This is a genomic window from Kribbella sp. NPDC050470, from assembly GCF_044458365.1.
In the GTDB taxonomy this organism is placed as follows: domain Bacteria; phylum Actinomycetota; class Actinomycetes; order Propionibacteriales; family Kribbellaceae; genus Kribbella.
On the sequence record NZ_JBITHV010000004.1, the window covers coordinates 453,652 to 477,834 of the forward strand.

The 24,183-nt window shown below is 67.6% G+C and carries 19 protein-coding genes and 3 tRNA genes; 9 read left to right on the forward strand and 13 right to left on the reverse strand.

The window, feature by feature from the left end; all coding sequences use genetic code 11:
* Window positions 1-288: 288 nt before the first annotated feature.
* Genes ACIBGM_RS14175 through nhaC form a run of 3 tightly spaced genes read left to right on the forward strand, consistent with a single transcriptional unit; the run spans window position 289 to window position 4,582 of the window.
* Window positions 289-1,548 (forward strand): arginine deiminase, encoded by a 1,260-nt coding sequence (locus ACIBGM_RS14175; RefSeq protein WP_396385683.1) that lies wholly within the window; start codon window positions 289-291, stop codon window positions 1,546-1,548.
* Between the two features lie 33 nt (window positions 1,549-1,581).
* On the forward strand, window positions 1,582-3,039 hold the full coding sequence (locus ACIBGM_RS14180) for a basic amino acid/polyamine antiporter (RefSeq protein WP_360524719.1): 1,458 nt from the start codon (window positions 1,582-1,584) through the stop codon (window positions 3,037-3,039).
* A 16-nt stretch (window positions 3,040-3,055) separates the two neighbouring features.
* Window positions 3,056-4,582: a Na+/H+ antiporter NhaC gene (gene nhaC, locus ACIBGM_RS14185; RefSeq protein WP_396385684.1), complete on the forward strand. Its 1,527-nt coding sequence runs from the start codon at window positions 3,056-3,058 to the stop codon at window positions 4,580-4,582.
* 914 nt (window positions 4,583-5,496) lie between these two features.
* Here nhaC and ACIBGM_RS14190 read toward each other — a convergent pair.
* On the reverse strand, window positions 5,497-5,835 hold the full coding sequence (locus tag ACIBGM_RS14190; RefSeq protein ID WP_396385685.1) for a hypothetical protein: 339 nt from the start codon (window positions 5,833-5,835) through the stop codon (window positions 5,497-5,499).
* A 36-nt stretch (window positions 5,836-5,871) separates the two neighbouring features.
* Here ACIBGM_RS14190 and ACIBGM_RS14195 point away from each other — a divergent pair, with 36 nt between their 5' ends.
* Window positions 5,872-6,036: a PDZ domain-containing protein gene (locus ACIBGM_RS14195; protein ID WP_360524727.1), complete on the forward strand. Its 165-nt coding sequence runs from the start codon at window positions 5,872-5,874 to the stop codon at window positions 6,034-6,036.
* A 71-nt stretch (window positions 6,037-6,107) separates the two neighbouring features.
* Here the strand turns inward: ACIBGM_RS14195 and ACIBGM_RS14200 are convergent, their stop codons facing one another.
* The 7 genes from ACIBGM_RS14200 to ACIBGM_RS14230 all read right to left on the reverse strand — a co-directional run bounded on the left by ACIBGM_RS14200 (window position 6,108) and on the right by ACIBGM_RS14230 (window position 12,660).
* On the reverse strand, window positions 6,108-8,993 hold the full coding sequence (locus ACIBGM_RS14200) for a hypothetical protein (RefSeq protein ID WP_396385686.1): 2,886 nt from the start codon (window positions 8,991-8,993) through the stop codon (window positions 6,108-6,110).
* Window positions 8,994-9,424: 431 nt separating this feature from the next.
* Complete coding sequence (locus ACIBGM_RS14205) at window positions 9,425-10,126, reverse strand: hypothetical protein (protein ID WP_396385688.1); 702 nt, start codon at window positions 10,124-10,126, stop codon at window positions 9,425-9,427.
* A 184-nt stretch (window positions 10,127-10,310) separates the two neighbouring features.
* On the reverse strand, window positions 10,311-10,871 hold the full coding sequence (locus ACIBGM_RS14210; protein ID WP_360524736.1) for a hypothetical protein: 561 nt from the start codon (window positions 10,869-10,871) through the stop codon (window positions 10,311-10,313).
* 119 nt (window positions 10,872-10,990) lie between these two features.
* A tRNA-Phe gene (locus ACIBGM_RS14215) sits at window positions 10,991-11,063 on the reverse strand.
* Between the two features lie 43 nt (window positions 11,064-11,106).
* Window positions 11,107-11,183, reverse strand: a tRNA-Asp gene (locus tag ACIBGM_RS14220).
* A 59-nt stretch (window positions 11,184-11,242) separates the two neighbouring features.
* Window positions 11,243-11,315, reverse strand: a tRNA-Glu gene (locus ACIBGM_RS14225).
* A 169-nt stretch (window positions 11,316-11,484) separates the two neighbouring features.
* The gene (locus ACIBGM_RS14230; RefSeq protein WP_396385689.1) at window positions 11,485-12,660 is read right to left on the reverse strand and encodes a hypothetical protein; all 1,176 of its coding nucleotides are present in this window, start codon (window positions 12,658-12,660) and stop codon (window positions 11,485-11,487) included.
* 141 nt (window positions 12,661-12,801) lie between these two features.
* On the opposite strand from ACIBGM_RS14230, the gene ACIBGM_RS14235 reads away from it, so the two are divergent.
* From ACIBGM_RS14235 to ACIBGM_RS14245, 3 genes are all read left to right on the forward strand, one after another.
* Window positions 12,802-13,752: a LuxR C-terminal-related transcriptional regulator gene (locus tag ACIBGM_RS14235; RefSeq protein WP_396385690.1), complete on the forward strand. Its 951-nt coding sequence runs from the start codon at window positions 12,802-12,804 to the stop codon at window positions 13,750-13,752.
* Between the two features lie 17 nt (window positions 13,753-13,769).
* A complete protein-coding gene (locus tag ACIBGM_RS14240) occupies window positions 13,770-14,120 on the forward strand; it encodes a metallopeptidase family protein (RefSeq protein WP_360524748.1) in 351 nt (116 codons plus the stop codon).
* A 125-nt stretch (window positions 14,121-14,245) separates the two neighbouring features.
* Complete coding sequence (locus ACIBGM_RS14245; RefSeq protein WP_360524751.1) at window positions 14,246-15,220, forward strand: hypothetical protein; 975 nt, start codon at window positions 14,246-14,248, stop codon at window positions 15,218-15,220.
* A 3-nt stretch (window positions 15,221-15,223) separates the two neighbouring features.
* Here the strand turns inward: ACIBGM_RS14245 and ACIBGM_RS14250 are convergent, their stop codons facing one another.
* Window positions 15,224-15,955 (reverse strand): polyprenol monophosphomannose synthase, encoded by a 732-nt coding sequence (locus ACIBGM_RS14250; RefSeq protein WP_360524754.1) that lies wholly within the window; start codon window positions 15,953-15,955, stop codon window positions 15,224-15,226.
* 60 nt (window positions 15,956-16,015) lie between these two features.
* Here ACIBGM_RS14250 and ACIBGM_RS14255 point away from each other — a divergent pair, with 60 nt between their 5' ends.
* Both ACIBGM_RS14255 and ACIBGM_RS14260 read left to right on the forward strand, forming a co-directional pair.
* On the forward strand, window positions 16,016-17,362 hold the full coding sequence (locus ACIBGM_RS14255; RefSeq protein WP_396385691.1) for an L-fuculokinase: 1,347 nt from the start codon (window positions 16,016-16,018) through the stop codon (window positions 17,360-17,362).
* Window positions 17,359-18,216: an aldolase gene (locus tag ACIBGM_RS14260; protein ID WP_396385692.1), complete on the forward strand. Its 858-nt coding sequence runs from the start codon at window positions 17,359-17,361 to the stop codon at window positions 18,214-18,216. Before ACIBGM_RS14255 ends, ACIBGM_RS14260 begins: the two co-directional genes overlap by 4 nt.
* 10 nt (window positions 18,217-18,226) lie before the next feature.
* Here ACIBGM_RS14260 and ACIBGM_RS14265 read toward each other — a convergent pair whose 3' ends face one another.
* From ACIBGM_RS14265 to ACIBGM_RS14280, 4 genes are read right to left on the reverse strand one after another with little or no spacing between them, the layout of a single operon-like run.
* Complete coding sequence (locus tag ACIBGM_RS14265) at window positions 18,227-20,092, reverse strand: hypothetical protein (RefSeq protein ID WP_396385693.1); 1,866 nt, start codon at window positions 20,090-20,092, stop codon at window positions 18,227-18,229.
* Window positions 20,093-20,096: 4 nt separating this feature from the next.
* Complete coding sequence (locus ACIBGM_RS14270; RefSeq protein WP_396385694.1) at window positions 20,097-22,556, reverse strand: alpha-mannosidase; 2,460 nt, start codon at window positions 22,554-22,556, stop codon at window positions 20,097-20,099.
* On the reverse strand, window positions 22,553-23,155 hold the full coding sequence (locus tag ACIBGM_RS14275) for an SIS domain-containing protein (protein ID WP_396385696.1): 603 nt from the start codon (window positions 23,153-23,155) through the stop codon (window positions 22,553-22,555). Before ACIBGM_RS14275 ends, ACIBGM_RS14270 begins: the two co-directional genes overlap by 4 nt.
* Complete coding sequence (locus ACIBGM_RS14280) at window positions 23,152-24,183, reverse strand: ROK family protein (RefSeq protein ID WP_360524772.1); 1,032 nt, start codon at window positions 24,181-24,183, stop codon at window positions 23,152-23,154. The genes ACIBGM_RS14275 and ACIBGM_RS14280 overlap by 4 nt, the downstream gene beginning before the upstream one ends.

The following is a 24,183-nucleotide window of genomic DNA, read 5'->3' on the forward strand; positions in this document are numbered from 1 at the left end:
CATCCCACACCGTCGCGATCGGCGGGCTCACCGCCTTCCACATGACAACGGGACCAACGTCACTCGCTCTACGCGGTTGCCCGTGACCACGATCACCTCGCAAAGACGGTCAGCGTTGGTAGTCAATTGCGCGCGATCAGCGCGCACCCCGGGCGGTAGCCCGTAGGCGGCGGCGAGAGCCGATCTCATCCGTTCGGGGTGAGGCGCTGGGCCGAGGGTGTCGCGAAGCTCTTTGGTGATCAGGCCTGCCGAGCTGCCTCTGTCGATGTACTAGGGACTCTGACGATCATGACGGCCGAGAACGCCCCGAAGTCTTCTTCGTACGGCGTGCACTCCGAGGTAGGGCGGTTGCGCAAGGTGTTGGTTTGCCGGCCTGGGCTGGCGCACCGTCGGCTGACCCCGACCAACGGCGATGACCTGTTGTTCGACGACGTGTTGTGGGTGGAGAACGCTCAGCGCGACCATGCCGACTTCGTCAATAAGATGGGCAACCGCGGGGTCGAGGTCGTCGAGCTGCATGAGCTGCTCGCCCAGACCATGGCTATCCCGGACGCGAAGACGTGGCTGCTGGAGCGCAAGATCGAGCCGAACCACGTTGGTTTGGGCCTGGTCGACGGTACCCGGGCATACCTGGAGTCGTTGTCTGACTCCGAGTTGGCCGAGTACCTCATTGGCGGCCTCGCGACGTCTGACCTGCCGGAGGACTTCCGTCGCTCCGACTATGTCGCCTTGGCGCGCGAGTCGACCGGTGCGCGCGAGTACCTCATGCCGCCGCTACCGAACACGTTGTACACCCGGGACACCACCTGCTGGCTGTACGGCGGCCTGACGATGAACCCGCTGTATTGGCCGGCCCGGCACGACGAGACGTTGATCTACAAGGCGATCTACCAGTTCCACCCCGACTTCGTCGGCTCCACCGTGTGGTGGGGTGACCCGGAGAAGGACTGGGGCCAGGCCACCTTCGAGGGCGGCGACATCATGCCGGTGGGCGACGGCGTCGTCCTGATGGGCATGAGCGAACGGACGTCGCGCCAGGCCATCACGCAGGTGGCGGCCGCGCTCTTCGCGAGCGGCACGGCTGAACAGGTCGTCGTCGCCGGCATGCCCAAACTGCGGGCCGCGATGCACCTGGACACCGTGTTCACCTTCGCCGACCGCGACATCGTCACGCTGTATCCGACGATCATGGATGCGGTGCACCCGTTCACATTGCGCGCCGGCAACGCCGGCGCCTTGCACGTCACGGACGAGAGCCGACCCTTCGTCGACGTGGTCGCGGCCGCTCTCGGATTGTCCGGCCTGCGGGTGATCGAGACCGGCGGCGACGCGTACCAGTCCGAGCGGCAGCAGTGGGACAGCGGCAACAACGCGGTGGCGGTCGAGCCGGGTGTGGTGTTCACCTACGACCGGAACACCCTGACGAACTCCTTGCTGCGCAAGGCCGGGGTCGAGGTCATCACGATCGTCGGTGCCGAACTGGGCCGGGGTCGTGGCGGCGGGCACTGCATGACCTGCCCCATTATCCGCGAGCCGATCTCGTTCTGACCGGGGTAGCCGTTACTCACGAGAGGCAGTCTGATGGGCGGTGCTGTGGAGGAAACCACCAAGGTCGACACCGCCGCCCAGATGTCGCTGCCGACGTTGACCGGCATGGTCGTCGGCTCGATGGTCGGGGCAGGAGTCTTCTCGCTTCCCGCCCGGTTCGGCGTTGCGACCGGGATTCTCGGATCGCTGATCGCCTGGGCGGTAGCCGGCGCCGGGATGCTGATGCTGGCCTTCGTGTTCCAAACCCTTGCGATCCGCAGACCCGACCTCGACTCCGGTGTGTTCATCTACGCCAAGGCCGGGTTCGGTGACTACGCCGGCTTCAATTCCGCGATCGGTTTCTGGGCCAGCGCGATCGCCGGCAACACCTTCTACTGGGTCTTCATCACAGCCACCCTCGGCACCTTCTTCGACGCCTTCGGCGACGGCGACACCGTGCTCGCCGCCGCCCTCGGTTCGGTCGGCGTGTGGTTCTTCCACTACCTGATCGCCCGCGGGGTCCGTGACGCCGCAGTCATCAACCGGATCGTGACGGTCTTGAAGGTCATCCCGATCCTGGTCTTCATCGTCGTGCTGTTCGTCAACCTCGACGCCGGTGTGTTCGCCGACAACTGGACCGCCTACGGCTACGGCGACCTGGGGAACCTCAACGAGCAGATCAGAAACACGATGCTGGTGACCACCTTCGTGTTCCTCGGCATCGAAGGCGCCAGTGTGTACTCCCGCTACGCCAAGAAGCGCGAGGACGTCGGCAAGGCCACGGTGCTGGGCTTCCTGTGTGTGCTCTCGATCTTCTCCCTGGTGACCCTGTCCAGCTACTCGGTGCTGCCGCAGCCCGAGCTCGCCCAGACTCGCCAGCCGTCGATGATCGGCGTGTTCGAGTCAGTGGTCGGCGACTGGGGCGAGGTGTTCATCAGCGTCGGCGTGATCGTCTCGGTGCTGGGCGCCTACCTCGCCTGGACCCTGATGGCGGCCGAGGTCATGTACATGCCCGCCCGCAACGAGGACTTCCCGGAGTTCCTGGGCCGGGAGAGCGACAACGGCACCCCGATCACCGCTCTGGTGGTCACCTCGCTCGCTGTCCAAAGCCTGCTGGCCCTGACCCTGGTCCTCACTGACGCGTTGAACTTCATGCTCGATCTGACCACCAGCCTTGCCTTGATCCCGTACTTCCTCGCGGCCGCCTATGCCCTCAAGCTCGGGCTCACCGGTGAGACCTATGAAGAGGTCGGCGCCGGCACCCGCCGCAAGGAGACCATCTTCGCGGGGATCGCGACTGCGTACACGTTGTTCCTGTTCGATGCCGCCGGGCTGAAGTTCCTGCTTTTGTGCGCGATCATCCTGGCTCCGGCAACTCTGCTGTACGTCAAGGCTCGGGCCGAGCTCGGCCGGCGCATCTTCACACCCACAGAGATTGTTCTGTTGGTGCTCATCATCATCGGCGCCGGCGTGGGCGTTGTCGGACTGTGGACCGGACGAATCAGCATCTGACGGGACGGCGCCTGCGATGAGTGACCAGATCGACACCGACGCGGGCCGTGCACCGGCCCGGGAGCCGTCGCTGGCCGACGCGATCATCCCGCTGGTCGTCCTGGCCGTGTTCATCGCCTCGGCGCTGGCGCTGTTCGGCCTGGACGCGCTGGACGGTCCGATCCAGGTCGGGTTGGTGCTGTCCGCGATGGTGGCGGCCCTGATAGCAGTAAAGAACGGCAACCCGTGGTCGCGCGTCCAGACGGCTGCGCAGGGAGCCATGGCCTCGGTGACCAGTGCGACGTTCATCCTGCTGGCCGTGGGCGCGCTGATCGGCGTGTGGAACCTGTCCGGCACCATCCCGACGCTGGTGTACTACGGCATCCAGATCCTGTCGCCCAGCTGGTACTACGCGGCCTCGGCGATCATCTGTGGCGTCATCGCGCTGAGCATCGGGAGCTCGTGGACGACGGCCGGCACCATCGGGGTCGGACTCGTCGGGATCGCTGCCATGCTCGGGGTGTCCCCGGCGATCACGGCGGGTGCGGTCATCTCCGGCGCCTACCTGGGCGACAAGGCGTCTCCGTTGTCGGAGACCACGATTCTCACCGCGCAGATGGTCAAGGTCGACGTCTACCAGCACATCAAGCGCCAGATCTGGACATCGATACCGGCGTTCGCGATCGCTCTGGCCGCGTTCTTCGTGATCGGCTTCGTGCGCGGTCCCGACGTGCACGCGCCGCTGTCGGAGGCCGTCGAGCTGGCCTCGCTCAACCAGGTCTACAACATCACCATCTGGAACCTGCTGCCGTTGGTGCTGCTCGCGATCCTGTCGATCCGCAAGGTGCCGGCGTCGCTCGCGCTGACCTTCTCCACACTGTTCGCCGGGGTGCTGGGCGCGTTCCTACAGCCGGACGTGTACCGGGACTTCGTACACCACGTGGACCCCGAAAGCGCCTACCGCGCGGTGCTCGGCCCGATCAAGGCTGTCTGGTTGGCGATGGCCAACGGATTCAGCATCGACACCGGCATCGGCGACATCGACCGGCTGCTGGCCCGCGGCGGCATGGACAGCATGCTGCTCACGCTCTGGCTGATCTTCGGGGCCGTCACACTGGGCGCGCTGCTGGAGGAATTCGGGCTGATCAACCGCCTGGTCAACCCGATGATCAGCGCCGCCAAGGGCACCGGCAGGCTGTTCCTGACCGTGTTCGCCTGCGCCTTCGGGCTCAACATCGTGGCCGGCGACCAATACATCGCGCTGGTGCTGCCGTCGCGCATCTTCCGGGCCGAGTTCGCCAAGCGCGGACTGGCCCCGACAAACCTGTCGCGGCTCGCAGCCGACAGCGGAACGGTCACCTCGCCGCTGGTCCCATGGAACTCCTGCGGCGCCTTCATGGGCGCCGTCCTCGGCGTTTCGACCCTGCTTTACGCGCCTTACGCCATCTTCTGCTGGGCCAGCCCGGTGCTATCGGTGCTCTACGGATTCACCGGCTTCAAGATCGAGCACGTCCCACCCTCTCCCGCCGAGGATCCACCCGCCCCCGACGAACAAGCCTCGTGACGCTGAACCGACCAACAGGCCGCCATAGTCGGCCATGTAAGGGCGAAAGCTGCCGCGCCGCAGCGTCAGGCTCATCCGCCAACACAGCCGCCGACCACATCGCCGTGGCCCGCGACGCCCTCGAGCAGCTACCCGGGCACCGGCCCGGATCGTGGCACCAATACCGCAAACAAAGAAGAGCGAGCCCAGGACCCGGTTCTTCTTGGCGACCAAGAGGCCCAAGAATGTCCTCGCGCCGCTCATGGTGTACCCACCCAGGCCGTTTGCCGCACGCTACTGCTGCAGTTGTTGCTACACCCGGAGGAGCCTCGGCACGAGGCCATCACTAACTGCAGATCAGAGGGGTGGTCAGGGGCGGTCTCGAACCGCCGACCTTCCGCTTTTCAGGTCGCGCGGCACCCAGTGGTCATCGCGATCGCGATCGTGGCTTCGGTCGTCCTGAGGCCTGGCGTGCTGGTAGTGAGAGCCTGAAATTGCTACAGCGATAGCTACACTCCGACGGTCCTGTATTGCTTCCTCTGTTTGTTCCAGCCCTCAGTTGACGCCGTTGGAGGCTGGAACACAGCGGGGGCGACTTGTGTGGCGGTGGTGGATGGGCCGCGGGCGGTCGCTGGGTCAGCCGCAACACCCGGGTAATCAGTCACTAAGTGAGGCGGAAGCTCCCAAGCCGGTGCACCGTGGAGCGAGGGCCCGCGTGCCGGTACTCGTGGGAAGTGCTTGTGACGAGCTCCCACACTGGCGCGAAGAACCCCGCGTCAATCATCGAACTGTTCGAGTCGATTAGCCCCCGAGGTAGGGGCTCGTAGGGTTCTTCCACATTGAATAGCCAGGCGGACACCAGATTGCCCCCACTCGCAAGGAGTTGGACTTGAGCTCGCAGATCCGTGAGGCGGTCGCGAAAGGTCTGATGCTCGTCAGTCATCAATAGAGAACCGGCCGCCCTCATGGGCGATGAAGTTCCGTGCCTCCCGTGCCTTCTGGAGCACCTGTGCGTGCTCGGCCGCTGAGGGCAGAACCTGTGCAAGGTTTCTCGAACGTTCCTTGAGCATCCGATCCCTCGGCAGCGCTCGGATCAAGTCGTCGAGCTTGGCTACAGGGTCCGCCTGGCTGCCCGCCGCCAGGTGCCCGAACCGAAGCAGCGCTTCGCACTTGTCCTCGTAGGCCTGGGCAACGTAGAGCGCCCGACCGCCAGCGAGCGATGCCGCATCGGTCCGGGGGTTGCGGATGGGTTGGAGATGAGGGGGCCATGGCATGCGAGCACGCTACGCGGGCTGTAGTCAGGTGATGTGGTGACCGCTGTGGACGGCAAGGCGATCGCGTCAGGGGACGCGCTGGTCGCCGCAGTCCGTTTGCACCGCCCTGGCGATCAGGTGAAGCTCACCCTCACCCGCAACGGCAACTCCCAGTCCGTCACCGCGACCCCGGGCTCCGACAACAGCAAACCCACCGGCTGACCGGGCGTCTCACCCTGGCGAGGACTGCGCCGCGCACCGGGCGGCGCAGTCCTCTTTGTGTCGTGAGGGTTCTAGTACCGCAGCGCGGTGAAGCCGTCGATCCAGGCGTACGCCGTACTCGCCGAGACGATCGAGACCGTGCCGGAGACGTACGGCGTGACCGGCAGATAGTAGGTCCGCCTGCTCCAGCTGGTCGCGGCGAGCGAGATCCGGCCGAGCTTGCGGCCCGCGTGCCAGACGTCGACAGCGCCCTGAGCCGGTCCGCTCAGCGCGACCACGGCGATCCGGTTGCCAACCTGGCCGGTCCGGTACAAACCCGCGCCCGGCTTGTTGAGCCGCGAAGCGGTGCCGTAGATGCCCATCGCGGTGTTGGCCCGGGTCACCGAGCCGACAATACTGAGCGAGCGGTCGTCGAGTGGTAGCGACGTACAGACCGAGGGCGACCACGCGGACAGGTTCCCGGCCGCGTCGCGCGCACGCACCATGAAGCAGGTGTCGGAGCCGCCGGCCACGGTCATCGAGACCGATGTCGCCCGCATCGTCTGCCAGCCGGCCGGGAACACCCACTGCCCCAGCGAGCGACCGGCCGGCGCGGTCCGGTAGACCACGTCGTACGTGCTCAGCTCGGTGTTGTCCCGATACGAGTAGCGGAAGGTCACCGCGGACGTGTACCGGACCCGGTCACCGGCCGAGATGCTGAACAGCGTCGGCGTCGTCGCGTCGACCTGGGTGCAGTACGACGCGCTCCACGGGCTGACGTTCCCGAGCTTGTCTGTGGCGCGCACCTGGAAGCAGGTGTCCACTCCAGGCTTGGCCGTCATCGTCACCCGGGTGTCTGTCGTCGCCTGCTGCTTCCAATCGCCGTACGCGCCGCTCGTCCCAGTGCGCTGCTGCGTGCGGACGTCGTACGACGCAACGCCGCTGGCGGGCTCGGTCTCGGAGGTCGGGTCGGCGAATGCGTAACTGAAGCTGATCGACTGGGTCGGTGACGTCCGGGGGCCGGCCGTAGCCGAGGTCAGCGTCGGCGCAGTCTTGTCGGTCCTGGTGGTCGGTGGCGCCGGCTCGAGCCAGTCGACCTTGGCGACACGGACCTGTTCGGCGTTGTCGATGTAGGCGAACCTCGGATCGCCGGCACCGGCCTCGGCGATGATCCGCCGAGTCTCCCGCCAGGCTTGGGCGGCAACGAACCCGTAGCTGCGGTGCGGTAAGTCTGGGTCGTTCAGATCGGTGACCACCAACTCCGGAGGATTACCGACCGAAATCACGAGCGCCGCGACGAAGCCGTCGCCGAGTACTCGGCTCCAGCCCGCGCCGACCGTCAGGGTCCGGTCCGGCACCACTCCGAGCAGGTCGACCACGACACCGCAGTACGTCGCCCAGCGACCAGCAACTTGCAGACCGGCGCCCGGCGCGCAGCTCTGCGGGACGGTGGCCTGCACGGTCTTGGTCCGACCGGTGCTGGTGTCCTTGCCGGAGAGAATCCCGGTGCTGTCCGGCCCGGTCCATACCCACGTGCCGTCGATGGCCGTTTTGGACCGGTCTTTGACGACGGCGTCGACCGGTTCGCCGGTCCGTGCGTCCTGGAGAACGTCTCCGACTCCGTTGAGGAAGGCGGTCAGCAGCCGGCCGCCGCGCCCGAGCCGGACGGTGTTCAGAGAAGTCCGGGGAATTTCGCGGTGTCCGCCGGGCCACGCGACGACGTACTGCGGTTGGATAATGCCGGAGGTGCGCTGCGTCGTGACCAGCACGTCGCCGGAAAGCTGGAACGGCTCGTCCGGGCGCTGCAGGCCTGGAATCGACGTCCTCGGCTGGGTCCATTCGGCGCCGGCGGTAGTCGTGATCTCGGACATCGGGACGTCGGAGAACGCCATGTCGCTCGAGTCCATCCAGGACGCGACGACCCGGTCTCCGGACATGCCCACACCCCACCCCAGCTCTCGTGACCTGGGAAGTGGCATGACCTCCCGGCGACCGCCGTCGCCGGACAGGAGGTCGAGCGACGTTGGCCGTCCGACCAGGAACGAGCCGTCGTCGAGTGCGGTGCCACCGCGGGCGTCGGTCAGCAGCGGTGCGCTCACGGCTCCGTCCGCTGCGGCGATCCGCCGTACGTCGAACTGGTAGTCGGCGGTCTTGTGGAGCACCAGGAGGTCGTCTGCCAGGGTCTGCAGATCCTGCGTGAAGGCCACCTCGACGGTCCCGGTTGCCGGACCGGCCCGGTCGGCCCACGCCACCTGCTGGCCGGTCGCGGTCGCTCCGGTACGCCAGAACACCCGGCCGGGCGTCAGCGCCGCCCACTCCGGCGACACTGTCGCGACCGTCTTGCTGGTGCCGGTCTGTACGTCGATCAGCCGCAGGTCGTCCACTGTCTTCACGAGCAGGTGGCGCTCGTCCTGGTCCATGCACACGAGCGTCCCGATCGGCGCGGTGGCTAGTTCGCGCTTCGCACCGTCCGGCTGCTGGATCCAGAGGTGTTGCACGTCGTTGTCCACCGTCCGGAAGACGACGCCTACCTCATGCAAACAGGCTGCCCAATCCGGGATGAGCACGGTGCCCTTGGACTCCGACGTCGCGGGATCGATGTACTCGTAGTTGAACTTGCCCACGCTGGGTGAAGTCGTCTTGACGAAATACTTTCCGGCCATCGCCGGTCCGGAGTACTCCGAGGAGACATCGGGAATCACGATGTGCCCGTCGGCCAGGCTGGCTATGTGCCAGTTGTTGTTGCTGTCGCCGCTCCACGGGTCTTGGTGGTACGCGAAGTACTCACTCGAGGTGCCATAGGTGACGAACGGATGCTGCTGGTCGTCCCACAGCGGGGCCAGCAGCTCGCCCTGTTCGGCGGTGACGGCCGCCTCGGCAGCGGTGGAACGGAAGATGGTCAGTGGGACAGTCACGGCTCCGGCGGCGATTACAGCCGCGCTGACGAGACCGGCAACGACGACACGCGGGCGGCGCATCAAGACTCCTGTCGCTCGGGGGACCAGCGAGTTATAGCAGGGCCCAACGACAGCGGCTAGACCAGTTGCAGCATGTGGCAATGGGGTATCGCTTACCGTGAACACGGTATTACTAGACGTCATGAAGTTTCAGATCCACCGGGGCGGGCGTCGGTTCGCGACGATGTCGACCTGGCTCGACTCGCGGCAGTCGTTCTCGTTTTCTGGGACCACTACGACCCGGCGAACGTGGGCTTCGGGTACCTGATGACGCACAACGTCGAGATCGTTGCTCGAGGCAACGGATCCGGACAGCATCCGCATCAGGATCTGGAGACCCTTCAGTTGGGTACTACGGTGAGTCCTGGTGCACCGGGATGCCAGGTCGATTTTGGCCGGCTGGTTGGAGTGTGGCAGACGGGAAGACGCAGGGGCATCGCGTCGCGGTGGACTCAAGGGCGGCAGGATGCGGTACGTGCGTTCCAAAGGGTGCGAAACATGGATTCACTGCCGCTGTGGCGTCCGATGATGCTCGTGAACGGGAAGTCAGCCGGAGCAACGGCAATCCGGGCAACCGGTCTGACCGGGTTGGGGTTGACCCATTGACCCGATTGCAGCAGTCCTGCGACGGCGGGCTCAGCCGTGAATCCGTCTCGGGAAAGCATGTATAACCAGCCGTGGGTGAGCAGCTCCGCGTCCGGCTGGTCGCTGTCGACGGAAAAGAAGTACTGCTGGTGCTGCGTGTCGCCAGGTATCGACCAGACGCCGTTGCGCGTGGAGCGGAAGCCTTGCCCACGGGTCAGGAGGGCGAACCACATCGCCCACACTGGATCGTCCGTCGCGAAAACCGCGCGCTGGCTACCAAACGCCGTGCTGTCGTCGGACTCGCGGTCCGGTCTCAGCTCGCTGATACTGTCGCGCTGACTGCCATGGAACAGCACTTGCCGGTGGCTCGCGAGCCACCGCAGGTAGGTCATCGTCTGCCGTGGCGGCTGCAGTCCCTCCCGTGAGCCGGGCGGATCGACGTAGCTCCTTGTGAATTCCTCATACTCACGGTGGGTCGCCAGATCGAGCGGTGGTAGCTCAGGCAACCGAGGCAGGCGCAGTAGAGCATGCAGACCGGCCCCGGCTACGGACCGCAGCGTGGTTGGCATCGCAGGCATGCAAACATCTTCCCGCAGAGGCAGGGCAACGGACTCGTGATGAGTCGCTCGTCCGCCCTGCTAACGGGCTTGCTAACAGCGGCCATGGATCGTGCTGGACAGCCCTGGACAGTCCGTCCGCATCGGCGGCTGCAATCAAGCATACCGTGATCGAGGATAGACAGCTTGAACTCGACTACGGATCGGATTGGCCAGCCGCTACGGCCCGATCTAGTGCGGCCACAGCCTCGACGAGCTTGGAACCCCCACGGACGGCTCGGATACCGAAGAGTGGACGCATCGCAGCCCGCCACGCTTCTAGGAGCGGAGCGCCGGACGCGAGGATCAGCTCGGCCTTCTCATGATTCCTCCGGTCGCCCAGGACGAGCCCTCGTGATTGATTGGCGAAACGAGTGAGAGGGACGAGGATCCGCTCGAACGGGATGCCGGCGTCGAGAACCGCCTGCTCAAGGTCGCGCGATGTTGCGGCGATCGTTTCCTTCGCTGCGTCCAGCTCCGCCAACCACATCTTGCGCGCGTCCGCCGTCAACGTTCCCGGAGTCTCGGTGCCCAGCTTTGCGGCAGCGACGAGGATTATCGTCAAGCACCGAAGCACAGTCGAACGAGCTCGATGAGCCGCGAGGAGGCGCTCCTTCCGAGCCTCCAGTCGAGGTTTCACGGTCCAGTCGACGCCCAGTGCAACAGCCGCGGATGTCAGCGCGGACACAATCACGGTTGAGCTGACGAGGTCCGGCATTCGATGGCTCCTACGAGTCAAACGGCGTGCAACATCCGTGCAACTGCGGATGGTTGCTGAGGGGGACTCACGGGGACTGGCAGTCGGGCCAGATTGGCCCGAGTCACGCTAAAGAAGGGTGGTCAGGGGCGGTCTCGAACCGCCGACCTTCCGCTTTTCAGGCGGACGCTCTACCAGCTGAGCTACCTGACCGGGGAGAAAATTGGCGGCGGTGTTTTGACACCGCCGCCTCTCCTGGCGACCCAGACGGGACTCGAACCCGCGACCTCCGCCGTGACAGGGCGGCACGCTAACCAACTGCGCCACTGGGCCAGATTTCTCGATGATCCTACAGCATCTTCGAGGTGCTTCTGACACCGGCCTTTCGGCCGTATCCCCAACGGGATTCGAACCCGCGTTACCGCCTTGAAAGGGCAGCGTCCTAGGCCACTAGACGATGGGGACTCGGACCCGCGGGAGCCGAAGCTCCAGGGACAGCCGTAAGCATAGAGGAGTTGGGCGCTGGCTCCAAAACGAGTTACTCAGCAGGCATCGACCAGGGTCCGGAGACCCGCAGGGGCGGGCGCCGTACGCCGGGTGAGAGAGACGGCGTACGGCGCCCTGAGGGGGAGGGCTAGCTGGTTGCGTCAGGGGCGATCAGCTGCGGGTACTGGGCCACGAACAGCTGGTAGAAGCTCAGCGCCGGCAGGATGTGTCCCTGTTCCCGGGCTGAGTCCGCGACGCCGTATGCCCAGAGCGCGGACCGCATCCGCTGGTTGGGCGTTCCGTGGTGGCCGCCCTCGGCGAAGCCGCAGTCGCCCAGCTGGTAGAACAGCTGGCTGAAGAGCTCGACCCGCTTCCACTGCAACGCCGCACCGCGGGCGTGGGTGAGGAAGTACGCGCTGTACGCGTCGGCCATCAGTTCGGCCCACCGGGAGGCCTCAGGGGCCGGCAGGTCGCTGCGCATCAGGTCGCGGGCGTACTGGATGTGGTGACCGAACTCATGCGCCAGGATGGCCTGCGGCGCCACGTCACCCAGTCCGACGCGGGCGAAGCCCTCCAGTACGCCGTCACCGAAAGCGATCCGCTTCGGCGAGACGCCGTACCCGGGGATGACGTCGCCGCCGGGCGCTGCGTACGCGTTGAAGGTGAACAGGGGCAGGTCGCCGTACCCGAGGGCCGCGCTGTTGAGCTCCCGCGCGACCAGGTCGGCCGACACCCGCGAGGCGACCGGGTCGAGGTTGTAGACAGCGGTGAAGACGCGGTAGTTCACCTCGGCGTCGAGCATCGACCGGCCGTGGGCGGGCACGAGCTCGATGTCGCCGGACGGGATGTCCCAGAACGTCCGCAGGTCGCGGTTCGTGCGGTTCACCACATTCGTGAACTCACCGTTGGCGCCGTATGTGTACGGCGCGGGCTGCGGCAGGTACGCCGCGTCGACCAGCGCCATCTGGTAGATCAGCACGTGCAGGACGGCCAGTATCTGCTCGAAGGTCCAACCCGCGACATCCGGCATGATCGCCGCGACCACTGGTGGCACGGCCGCCGAGCACTCGTACTGCGTTGGGTCGATGGCCTCGATGAGCGCGTCCAGCGCCGGGTTGTCCGGCAGCCCCAGCTCAGCCTGGACCGCCGCCGCGTGTGCGCGCATTGCCGGTAGATTGTCGACAATCTGCTGAAGCTCGGGCGACAGACTTTGCGGTACGGCGCTCTGCGTCGGAGCGGCCGGGGACGCAGTGGCCGCGGCCGCGGGCGGTGCGGCGAGGCCGAGTACCAGGGCGATGGCAGCGATCGCCAGGCGCATTCTCATCCGAATCTCTCTCCTCGGGGGAACTGGTGGGGACGGCAGCAGTATTGGCATCGAGTAGCGCCCACTACGAGGCCTTGCGCTGTCAGAAACCGGCATGTCAGCAACCTGTCGCCACCCCTGCCGCCGGTGGTACACAAGGGCATGGAACCGCTTCAGGCGCTGGGCCTCTCGGCCCCGGCGCAGGCGCTGCTGCTCGACCTGCTGCAGCGCCCTGACACGGCACCGGTCGACCTGGCAGCGCAGCACGAGCAGGTGGACAGCAGCCTCGAGGAGCTGGCCGAACTCGGCCTCGTAGAGCGCAACGGCGACGCCATGGCCGTTCGCCCGCCACGGCTCGCGATGGAGGCCCTGGCGGAGCGTCACACGCAGCAGGCGCAGCTGGCCCGCGACAGCGCGGAGGTGCTCGGCGAGCTCTGGAAGGCCGCAGCCGGTAAGCAGGACTATCTGGAGGTCCTGCCGACGTACGCCGCTTCACAGGCGGTCCTGAACTCCGTCCAGACCGACGCGCAGCAGCATGTCCGCGCCATGACCATGGGCAACATCGCGGCCCGGCAGATACGCATCGTGGACGGGATGTTCGAGGCCCTGGAACGCGGTGTCCAGTACGACGTGATCTACGGAGCCCACGTCCTCCAGGACGCCAACGCGCTGCACATGGTGCAGGCGTGCATCGACGCCGGTGAGACGGCGCGAGTCTTCCCGCACGTGCCGCTCAACATCACGATCGTCGACGACCGCTGGGCACTGGTGGGCGCACGGGCCGAGGTACGGCGTGGGCCGGCGTTTGCGGCTGTCGTCGTACATGACTCGCCCCTGCTGGCAGGGATGGCGCGGATCTTCGAGGCACTGTGGCGGATCGCGGTGCCGATCACGAGTGGTACCGAGCTGAACGACGTGAACGCCGGGCCGAGCCTGGAGGAGAAGCGGCTGCTGACCTACCTGAGCGCCGGCCTGACGGACGAGTCGATCGCCCGGGAGTTCGGCGTCAGCGAGCGCACCATCGCCCGCCGCATCGGCCGCCTGCAGGAAGCACTGGGCGCCCAAACCAGGTTCCAGCTCGGCGTCCAAGCGTCAAGGCAGGGCTGGCTCTGACTCACTACGCTGGCAGCGTGATCGAGATGAACCGGGCGGACTTCGAGGTGCTGGTGTCCGAGGCGCTGGACGAGGTGCCGCCGGAGCTGGCGGCGCTGATCGACAACGTCGCGATCTTCGTCGAGGACGAGCCGCCGGCGAGCGATCCGGAGCTGCTCGGGATCTACGAGGGCATCCCGCTGACCGAGCGCGGGCACTACTACGGCGGCGTACTGCCGGACCGGATCACGATCTACCGCAACCCGACGCTGGCGATCTGCGACACCGTCGAGGACGTCGTCGACGAGGTGAACATCACCGTGGTGCACGAGATCGCGCACCACTTCGGCATCGACGACGCCCGCCTCCACGAGCTCGGCTACGGGTAGCCGTTGCCACTTGGTGCAAATCACCCGTAAGAATGCGACGCGGATCACGCGCTTGAGGTAACCTCACTCGGCCGGTATCGGGGACCGGCCTCTTCGTCATCGCCAACCGATTGAGGCCCCCTGTCGTGAGTGACCCGACGTCCCAGCCGCCTGCCTGGAACCCCGACAACGAACCGACGCGCGCGTACCCCGTGCCGCCGGCCCAACCAGTGAGCCAGCCGCAGTACTACGGCCAGCCCCCGCAGCACAGCGGGCAGCCGCCGTACTACGACCGGCCCCCCACTCAGCCGCAGTACTACGGCCAGCCACCCATGCAGCCGCCGCACGACGGCCAAGAGCCCGGCTACCACCTCCCGCCGCCACGCAAGAACAAGACGGGATGGCTCATCGCCGCCGCGATCGCCGTCGTCGTCTCGCTGATCGGTGGCGTCGGAGTGTTCGTACTGACCCGCTCCGACGGAAACACCTCAGCGGATTCGCCCTTGCCCACCGCCACGTACTCCGACGGTCTGTCCTCCCCCGACCCGTCGACCCAGCCGTCCGCGACCCCCACCGACACCCCGACCACGGTCCCGACGCCTACTCCGACTCCGTCTCCGACGCCCACCGAGCGGCGGCGTACGTTGAAGGACGTCGACCAGGGCATCAAGGTGTACGACGACGTCTACGTCAAACCCGCGACCGGCTGGCGGAAGGACCGCTCGACGCAGTACTCGGTCACGCTCGGCTCCCGGAGTCGCGCCGGTGCCGTGTTCGTGATGGTCAATCCCGTCGGCTATCCCGCCCGGGTCGCGGTCTCGGCCGTGGCGGCGGACCTCATCAAGGCCGATCGCCTCACCGGCGTCCGGAAATCGTCCGTCAAGACGCTCAGCCCGGCGAACTCGAACATCGACAACCAGGCCCAGTTGACCTACTCAGGCCGGTACACCACGTCCGGTGGCGGAGTTCTCTCGCTCGTCGCCAAATGCACGACGATGACCGGCGTCGAGTCGATCCACAACGTCACCGTCACGTTGTGCGTCGCCGCCCGCAAGGACGATCAGACAGCGGTCTTCCGCGACGGCACGCGCATGCTGGCCTCCGTCGCCAAGTCGATCTGAGGCTCAGGCCGAACGGCGGAACAGGAGCTTCCAGGGCATCAGGGCGGACTCGAGCTGCACCTTGAGGCTCATCTTGGAGGCTCCGGCCGTGCGCTCCTCGAAGCGGATCGGCGTCTCCGCGATCCGCAGGCCGCGGCGGACCGTGCGGTAGTTCATCTCGACCTGGAACGAGTACCCGTTGCTCTGGATCGTGGTGACGTCGATCCAGCGCAGCGTGTCGGCCTTCCACGCCTTGAACCCGGCGGTGGCGTCCTTGACGTGCAGCCGCAGGATCGCGTTCACGTAGAAGTTGGCCCAGGCGGACAGCGCCCGGCGGTGCCAGGCCCACTCCGCGGCCGCGGAGCCGCCCTCGACGTACCGGGACCCGATCACCACGCCGGCGTCCGTCGTCCGCAGCATCTCGACCATGGTCGGGATCACCGAGGCCGGGTGCGACAGGTCCGCGTCCATCTGGATCACGATGTCGGCGCCCTCGTCCAGCGCGCGGCTGATGCCGGCGATGTAGGCGCGGCCGAGGCCGTTCTTCTCGGTCCGGTGCAGTACGCCGACCTGCTCGGGCGACGCCTTCGCCAGCTCGTCGGCCACGTCGCCGGTGCCGTCGGGGGAGTTGTCGTCGACCACGAGCATCTGCAGGCCCGGCAGATTCAGGTCGGACAGCAGCCCGGCCAGCACGGGCAGGTTCTCCCGCTCGTTGTAGGTCGGCACGACGACCACGATCTTGCTCAGCTCACCCATGACATTCCTTCTTCGGGGACCACCGGACGCTATCGCATCACCCGGTCTAGGGTCTTACAGGTGACCTGGATAGGCGTCGATGTCGGTACGACGAACCTGAAGGTGTGCCGAGTTCCGGGCCGCGCCGGGCCCGCCGTGGTGGTCCGGTCGGTGCGTACGCCGGATGACGCTGGGGAGTTGCAGGACGCCGTACGGCGACTGGTCGGGGAGCTGTCCGACAGGGAGCGGGTCGAGGGGATCGGCATCTCCGGGATGGCGGAGACCGGTGTGCCGCTCGACCGGGACCTGCAGCCGCTCACCAAGCTCATCACCTGGCGTGACCAGCCAGGCGTCGAGCAGGCCGAACAGCTGCGGGCTGAGGTCGGTCCTGAGGAGCTGTACGCCCGGACCGGTCTCCGGCTGAGCGCCAAGCTGCCCGTGGTGACCTGGCGCTGGCTGGGCGACACTCTGGCCCGCACCAGGCTGTGGGCGGGTGCTCCTGACCTGGTCCTGGCCGCACTGACGGGCACCTATGCGATGCACCTCACGCATGCTCAGCGCCTCGGCGTACTGGACCTCCGCACCAGGCAGTGGGACCCCGACCTGCTCGCGTACGGCGGTCTGGACCACCTGCCGCCTCTGGTCGAGCCCATGACGGTCGCAGCGATCACACCGGCCGGCGTGCCGGTGGTGCTGTGCGGTCACGACCACCTGGTCGGTGCGTGGGCCGCAGGAGTGCGTGAGCCCGGTCAGGTGGCTGACTCGCTTGGTACGGCGGAGGCGATCATCACACCGAGTCCTGCGCCGGTGCTGGACGACGTACTGCGGCAGCAGGGCATCAGCACCGGGTGGTACGTCGACGGACAGCATGGGTGTGCGATCTCCGGCAACGGCGCGGCGGGCGGTCTGGTCGAGCAGAGGCTTGCTGCGCTCGACCGCGGTTACCCGTGGCTGAACGCCGTACTGGATGAGGTGGAGTCGCCGAGTGAGCGGGTCATTGCGCCTTATCCACAGGGGCGTCAGGCGCCTGCGCCGGATCCGGCATCGACGTACGACGTGCTGCGGCCGGTCGATGATCCGGCCGAGGAGATGCGGGCGTTGGTGGATGCGCTGAGTTTTCACGCGCGGTGGATGGCTGAGGAGCAGACGCGGTTGCTCGGGATTCCATGGCGGAGCACGGTGGCGTTTGGGGGTCCGGTCAGGCTTGGCGGGTGGATGCGGCGGAAGGCGCTCGCGTCGGGTGGGCGGGAGTTCGCCGTACTCGACGGCGAAGCGACGGCGGCCGAAGGGGCCGCGCGGATGGCGGCCGAGGTGGTGACCGGTACGCCGGTGGAGCCGTTGCGGGCAAGGGTGATCGAGGTTTGTCCACAGTTGGCTGAGGTGTGGGATGGCGCGTTCTGGCATCGATTCCATAAAGTGGTGTCGTGAGCCCGACACTTGATGCCCTTGCCTATCCCGACGGCACCTTCGCGATGGTCGCGATGGACCAGCGCGAGAGCCTGCGCACGATGCTCGCCGAGCACGGGCGGCCCGATGATGCCGCGGCGATCACGTCCTTCAAGGCCGCCGTCGCGGAACACCTTGCGCCACTGGCGTCCGGCTTCCTGATCGACAAGGGGTACGACGCTCCCCGCGAGCCCGGGTGGATCCTGGCGGCCGATGCGCTGACGCAGGAGCGTGGCGGGCCGGTCACGGACACCCAGCTGGACGAGTCGGTGGATGCCTCCGCAGCGCGTGCTGAGGGGGCGGTCGCGCTCAAGCTGCTGGTGATCTGGAAGCGCGACGATCAGGCTGCGCGGCGGGTGGAGATGGCCGCGGAGTTCGTACGGCGATGCGCGGACGCCGGACTGTTGTCGGTGCTGGAGCCGGTGGCGCAGCCCGCGCCGGGTGAGGACGACTTCGAGCTGGACGCGGCGATCGTGGAGGCGGCCGAGGCGTTCGGGCCGGTTCGTCCTGATCTGTACAAGGCGCAGGTCCCGAGCCGCGGTCTCGGCGATCCGAACCAGATCATCAAGACCTGCGAACAGCTGACCAACACGCTGGACGTGCCGTGGGTCGTCCTGTCGAACGGCGTCGCCCGCGACGACTTCCCCCGCGCAGTCGAGCTCGCCTGCCGCGGCGGCGCCTCAGGCACCCTCGCCGGCCGAGCCCTCTGGACCCCAGCCCTCGAGACGGCCGACCCCGCCTCCGCCCTAGCGACAACCTGCAGAGACCGCCTCGCCCTGATCGCCAACATCGTCCATACCCACGCTCGCCCATGGAAGAACGCCGTCAGCAACTGACCAAGCAGTCTTACCAGTCGATCGTCGTGAGGTGGGTCAGAGCGTCTTCGCAGGCGAGGAGTAGTAGGCCTATGCACCAGGAGTGGGAGAGGGTGAGGATGGCGCCGGGTGGGCCGAAGCATTGGGTTTGGTAGTAGCGTTCGGTGACCATGCCGCGGCGGGCGTTGAAGTCGCCGTCGCGGCGGGCGACGAACTGGCGGGCGAATCTGAGGTGCTCGACGGCTGCGAGGGCGTAGGAGTCGTCGCCGGTCCAGGTCGCGAGGGCTGCCAGTTCGGCCGTGCAGATCAGGCCGTAGTTGTGCAGGTGCTGGTTCGACGGGCTGGCGGTGTCTGCGCCGCGGCTGCGGAAGTTGTAGGCGCCGAGAATGGTCTGCGGCGAGAAGCTCACGTCGTAGCTGTACCGGAACGTGAGCATCCAGTCGGCCGCCGTACGCGCCAGCTCGAGCCAGCCGGGATCCCGGTCGATCCTGTAGAGAGCGGCGTACGCGATCAGCGCGGCGTAGCCGTCCTCGGAGGTCGGCGCCAGGTCGACATCCTCCGGGGCGCCGCAGAGCGTGCCGTTGCGGACATCCGCCGCGTAATACGCGCCACCCGACCGCGCCGCGGCCAGGTGTCGCTCGTCGCCGAAGACTTCGTAGGCCTCCGCCATCGCGGCGACCCAGGTCAGGCCGGCCGCACCTCGTCGCGACATCACCTCACCCGATTCCAGGTGGTACAGGCTGCCAAAGTTGCCCTCGGCATCTTGCGCCGACAGGGCGAAGCCGAGGTTCTGCAACGCCGCATCCCGCCAGGTCGGATGCTCCACACGCTCGGCCGCCAACGCTCGCACGGTGAATAACGTCGCCTCGGCCAGCGTCCGCGCATGCAGCCCGCCGGGCACCGGTGTCCACGACTGTTTCCAGCCGCCCTCGGCGTACCAGCAACCCCAGAACGTCCCGGCCGGTGTGAGGTTGCTCGTGATGTGGTCGATCACCGCCGTACCGGCCTCGACGTACGACGGATTGCCGACGCGACGGCCGTGTCGCAGCAGCGCGTGCGCGTACGGAATGCCGCTCACCCACGCGACGTGCATCGCCAACCGGTCGTTGCCGCCTTCGCCGCCGATCAACTCCCGGTCGAAGAGCGCGGTCTCGACGAGCACCGCGGGGTCCTCGCGATAGTGCCACCGCCAGAGCCCGTACGACGTGAGCTCGGCAGCGTCGGCGAGGTCGACCCACGGCTCGACCGGCGGGTTGGTCGCCCGCTCGCGAGCTCGGAGTCGACGCAAGACCGGTGCGAAGCCGGCGTGATCGGCCGGCAGGTCCCAGAGGCCGATACGCAGTTCGTGCGCATCGCCGGGCTCCCAGCGGAACGACTCGGCGAGCGAGGGGACGCCGTGTGGCTCGCCGACGTAGCTGAAGGGTTCTTCGCGATAGGGCAGTGAGACCCAGATCGACGCTGGCCGATCCGGGCCTGCTCCGAGGCCGAGGCCGCTGAGACCCAGTGCAGTGTTGGCGTCGACCTCGAGAGCGACTCCGCCGTTCGGACCCCAGCCGAAGACAGCCGGTGTGGCGGCGCGGTCGGCGCGGAAGGACCAGTGGTCTGCAACGAGGTCGGAGGCGTCCAACTCGCCTGGGGAGTAGCGCGGGTATCGGCGGATGCAGGCCGGGTCTCGGTTGTCCCCGTAGAACACTCCGGGAATCAGCCAGCGGGGATGCTCCACGGCCGGCACCGGCACCTCGACGCGGATGCGGGCATCTACCGGCTGCGAGCCGTCGTACCGAACCCGCAGCCGCACCCCATGCTCGCCATCGGTCAGGGGATCGACCTGGACGTCGACCTGCCACGCGTCGTCCGGGAGAGCCGTTCCACCAGCGTCCTCGACAGTGACCTTCACCGGATCAGGCTCCGAACGGCGGTGGCTTCGACGGGTTCCACTCGAGCAGGTCGACCTCGACCGGAGTGGCCTCGGCCGACGACGGGAGTTGCAAGGTCTTCACCTCGTGCGGTCCGAAGGATGCGTCGACCGAGCGGCCCAGGAACGGCAACTCAACTCGCACCTCTGCCGGACGGCCGCTGATCTCGTAGCCGCGCAGGACCACGGCGCCGTTGTTGTCTTCGGCTCGCTTCAGGACCGAGAAGATCACGTCGTCCGAGCCGTGCACGGTCAGGTAGGACTGCGAGACCGGCAGCGGGCCGTCATGGAAGCACTCGATCAGCGGTGTGACCGGTTGGTTGAGCTCGGCCGCGCGTCGCACCACACCTGCGGCGCGCCAGTCACCGCCGTGCGGCTGCAGCCGGTACGTGAACCGCTGGATTCCCTGATCCAGGTACTCGTACACGCCGTCGTCGTCCAACTGCCGCGGATCGTGCCAGGCGTAGACCGGCGACCGCACGACTGTCATCGCCAGCACCGGCTTCCCGGCCTTGGAGCCGTCGACGGCGAACGAGTACTTCCCGTCGTTCAGCACCGCGACGCCGCCGCCGGCGCCCGAGATGTCCACCCACGCGTGCGACGGCACCTCCTCGCGATTCTGCTCCCGCACCAGGTGCCCGTACGGAATCTCGTGCGTCGCCTCGGACTTCTTCACCGCGAACGGGAAGCACAACTTCAGCGCCTTCAGCTTCTCCCGCCAGTCGATCGTCACCCGTACTTCGACCGCGTCGGACTCCGCGTCGAGCACGAACTCCTCCACCAGCCGGGACTCGCCGTACCTCGACTCCACCCGGACGACCTGCCGAACGGGCCCATCCGCGAGCCGCCGGACCCGACTGACCTCGAACGACCCTGCCGTGTTCCACAACGACCGGACTCCATGGCTCCAGGTGTCCGTGTCGTCGTCGATCACCTGCGCATGCGCGACCCCGGAAGCCGCCAGCGAAGGCCCGTCTGCCAACCCCAGCGACCGCAGCCAGCCCGTCTTCGGGTCCACCTCGGCCCGCACGACCCCGTTGTCCAGCACCAGGTCACCAGCTGGCTGACCAAGGTGGTACGACGACCCGTCGCCCGGACGCATCGTGTACAGCTGGTACCCAAGCGGTGGAACCGTTGCCTTGAAGGCGATCCGCCGCCGCCCGTTCGCCGTCGCCGCCGACCGGACCTCCTGAACGTCGATCAGCCGGCCGTCGAGCCCTTCGGACAACGCGATCGCACCCCGCAGCGGCGCCGGGTACCCGAGCTCAAGCTCCACGGTCGCGGTCACCGGCCAGGCGTGCGGGTTGAACACGGCCACCGGCACCATCGCCGACTCGGCCGGGATGTCGATCTGCCGCGCGATCGACTGGATCGAGCGGTTCGCGAGCCGGGCCGCGATCGCCTTCGCCTCACCGAGCTGGTCGCGGGCATCGTCGTACGCCGGCTCGATCGCCGTGCCGGCCGCGATGTCGTGGAACTGGTTGAACAGCACCTGCTTCCAGGCGTGACCGAGCTCGGCCGTAGCATCCAGCGTCCCGCTGATCACCGCTGCGATCGTCGTCCACTTCTCGGCCGCGAGCAGTGCTTGCTCGGCCAGCCGGTTCTGACGCTTCACGCCGGAATGTGCGGCGTAGCAGCCGATCGCGTGTGGCTGCAGCTCGGTCGGATGCACCGGGATGCCGTCGAACGTGCGGGCCTCGTCGAAGAACCGGCGCATCGTCGACGGGAACATCTCCGGGAACAGGTCGCGCCGGGCGAGCTGCTTGATCGACTCGATGTTCTCGATCGTCGGGCCGCCGCCGTGGTTGCCGACGCCGTAGAACACCATCAGCGGCTCGGTGGTCGCCGGCAACTGTTGCAGCGCCTTGGTGACGTGGCCGGAGATCTCGCCGCCCGGAGAGCAGTACTCATGCGGGATCCGGTACGCGAGCACGCGGGAACCGTCCGCCGACTCCCACCAGAACTTCTGTCCCGGCAGCTCCCGCTCGTGCTTCTGCGGCCGCAGGAACGCGTACGAGTCGAGCCGGGCCTTGCTGAGCAGCTGTGGCAGCGTCGCGTTGTGGCCGAACGGGTCCACGTTGCAGCCGACGGTCGCGATCACACCCAGGTGCTCGGCCAGCCACCGTTGCGAGTACAGCGCGTGCCGGACGAAGGCCTCGCCGCCGGGGATGTTGCAGTCCGGCTCGACCCACCAGCCGCCGACGATCTCGAACCTGCCCTCGGCGACCCGCTTGCGGATCCGCTCGAACAGGCCCGGATCGTGCTCGGCGATCCAGCTGAAGTACGCGACCGAGTCCGCCGTGAAGACGTAGTCCGGGTACTCGTCCATCCGGTCGAGCGCGGACCGGAACGTGGCCCGCACCTCCTGATACCCCTCCTGCCACTGCCAGAGCCACACCGCGTCGATGTGAGCATTGCCGATCATGTGCAGGGGACCACGTGTCATGACGTCTCCACGATGTCGGTGCTGAGCGCCCAGCGGTCGACCAGTTCGCTGACCAGGTGCAGGGCGAGGACGTGCATCTCCTGGATCCGGGCGGTCTCCTCGGCCGGTACGACGACCGCCAGGTCCGCCGCCGCCGCGAGATCCTTGCCGCGCGTCGACGTGAAGGCGACCGAGCACGCGCCCTTCGCCCGCGCCGCCGCGAGACCCTTCACCACCGTAGGCGACGAACCGGATGTGCTGAACCCCACCACCATGTCCTGTGGACGAACCAGCGCGGTCACCTGCCGCGCGAACACGTCGTCGTAGGAGTAGTCGTTCGCAATGCAGCTCACCACCGCAGCGTCCCCGATGAGCGCGACCGCGGGGAGCGGGCGGCGTTCGCGGAGGTAGCGGCCGATCAGCTCGCCGGCCAGGTGCTGCGCGTCGGCGGCCGACCCGCCGTTCCCGTACGTGTACAGCACACCGCCGGCCGCGAGCCGGCGGATCAGTTCGTCGGCGACCGCCTGCACCTGGGGGAGTTGGTCCCGCATCAAGGCGGTCACTTCCGCATGCCGCTCCAGCTGCCCGTCCAGCAGGCCGTCCACCCAGAGCTCGGTCATCGGGTCACCTCCAAACGGTCGAAGGCGATCGCCGCGGCACCCAGCACCCCGACCGCATCACCGTGCCTGCTGAGTACCACGTCGCACGCCGCGGCGGCCGGTGGCATCGCCTGTCGCAACGCAGCGTCCCGCACGGGCGCCAGCAACTGATCGCCCGCCCTGGTGACACCACCTCCGAGCACGACGAGCTCCGGCTCACAGACATTGATCAGCACGGCGACCATCCGGCCGAGGATCGCGGTCGTCTCGTCCCACACAGCCCGCGCGACCGGATCACCAGCCGCCGCGTGCTCAGCGACATCCCTGGCTGTGATCGCCGGCAGCACCGCAAGACTCGACCCCGCCATCACAGCTTCGGCAGCCCGACGCGCGATCGACGTCCCGGAGACGTACGCCTCCGCACAGCCGCGGGCGCCGCAGCCGCACTGACGCCCCTGCCAGTCGACGACCACGTGCCCGAGCTCGCCGCCCTGGTCGGCCGCGCCGTGAAACAGCTTGCCGTCAGCAACGACACCGCCGCCGAAGCCGGTGGAGACGGTCAGGTAGACCAGATTCCGCACATCCCAGCCACCCCAGCGGTACTCGCCGAGCGCCGCCGCGGTCGCGTCGTTCTCCACGTACGCCGGCAGGCCGAACCGGTCGGCCACCAAGCTGCCGAGCGGGACGTGGTCCCAGCCGGGCAGACCCGGCGGGCCGAGGATCACCCCGGTCCGCGGATCGAGCGGTCCACCGCACCCGACACCCACCGCGGCCACCTGCCCGGCGACAGCCGCCGCGGTGCCCGTCCCGGCGACGGTTGGCGCGATGCCCGACCCCGCGACGGCCGCCACCGGCACCGAACCGGCCTCGGTCAGGGCCTGCTCGCCCAGGTCCAGCAGGCGCTTGACCACGGCTGCCGGGCCCTCGTCCACGGCGGTCTCGACCTGGCAGAAGGACCGCGCCGTGCCGTCAGCGGAGACGACGCCGGCAGCGAGCTTGGTGCCACCGACGTCCAACGCGAGCACGGGCGGCAGATCAGCGGGATGCAC

Coding starts and splice junctions, on each gene's coding strand:
- ACIBGM_RS14175 (WP_396385683.1), top strand. CDS start 289: ATGACGGCCGAGAACGCCCCGAAGTCTTCTTCGTACGGCGTGCACTCC.
- ACIBGM_RS14180 (WP_360524719.1), top strand. CDS start 1,582: ATGGGCGGTGCTGTGGAGGAAACCACCAAGGTCGACACCGCCGCCCAG.
- nhaC (WP_396385684.1), top strand. CDS start 3,056: ATGAGTGACCAGATCGACACCGACGCGGGCCGTGCACCGGCCCGGGAG.
- ACIBGM_RS14190 (WP_396385685.1), bottom strand. CDS start 5,835: ATGCCATGGCCCCCTCATCTCCAACCCATCCGCAACCCCCGGACCGAT.
- ACIBGM_RS14200 (WP_396385686.1), bottom strand. CDS start 8,993: ATGCGCCGCCCGCGTGTCGTCGTTGCCGGTCTCGTCAGCGCGGCTGTA.
- ACIBGM_RS14205 (WP_396385688.1), bottom strand. CDS start 10,126: ATGCCAACCACGCTGCGGTCCGTAGCCGGGGCCGGTCTGCATGCTCTA.
- ACIBGM_RS14210 (WP_360524736.1), bottom strand. CDS start 10,871: ATGCCGGACCTCGTCAGCTCAACCGTGATTGTGTCCGCGCTGACATCC.
- ACIBGM_RS14230 (WP_396385689.1), bottom strand. CDS start 12,660: ATGAGAATGCGCCTGGCGATCGCTGCCATCGCCCTGGTACTCGGCCTC.
- ACIBGM_RS14235 (WP_396385690.1), top strand. CDS start 12,802: ATGGAACCGCTTCAGGCGCTGGGCCTCTCGGCCCCGGCGCAGGCGCTG.
- ACIBGM_RS14250 (WP_360524754.1), bottom strand. CDS start 15,955: ATGGGTGAGCTGAGCAAGATCGTGGTCGTCGTGCCGACCTACAACGAG.
- ACIBGM_RS14270 (WP_396385694.1), bottom strand. CDS start 22,556: ATGACACGTGGTCCCCTGCACATGATCGGCAATGCTCACATCGACGCG.
- ACIBGM_RS14275 (WP_396385696.1), bottom strand. CDS start 23,155: ATGACCGAGCTCTGGGTGGACGGCCTGCTGGACGGGCAGCTGGAGCGG.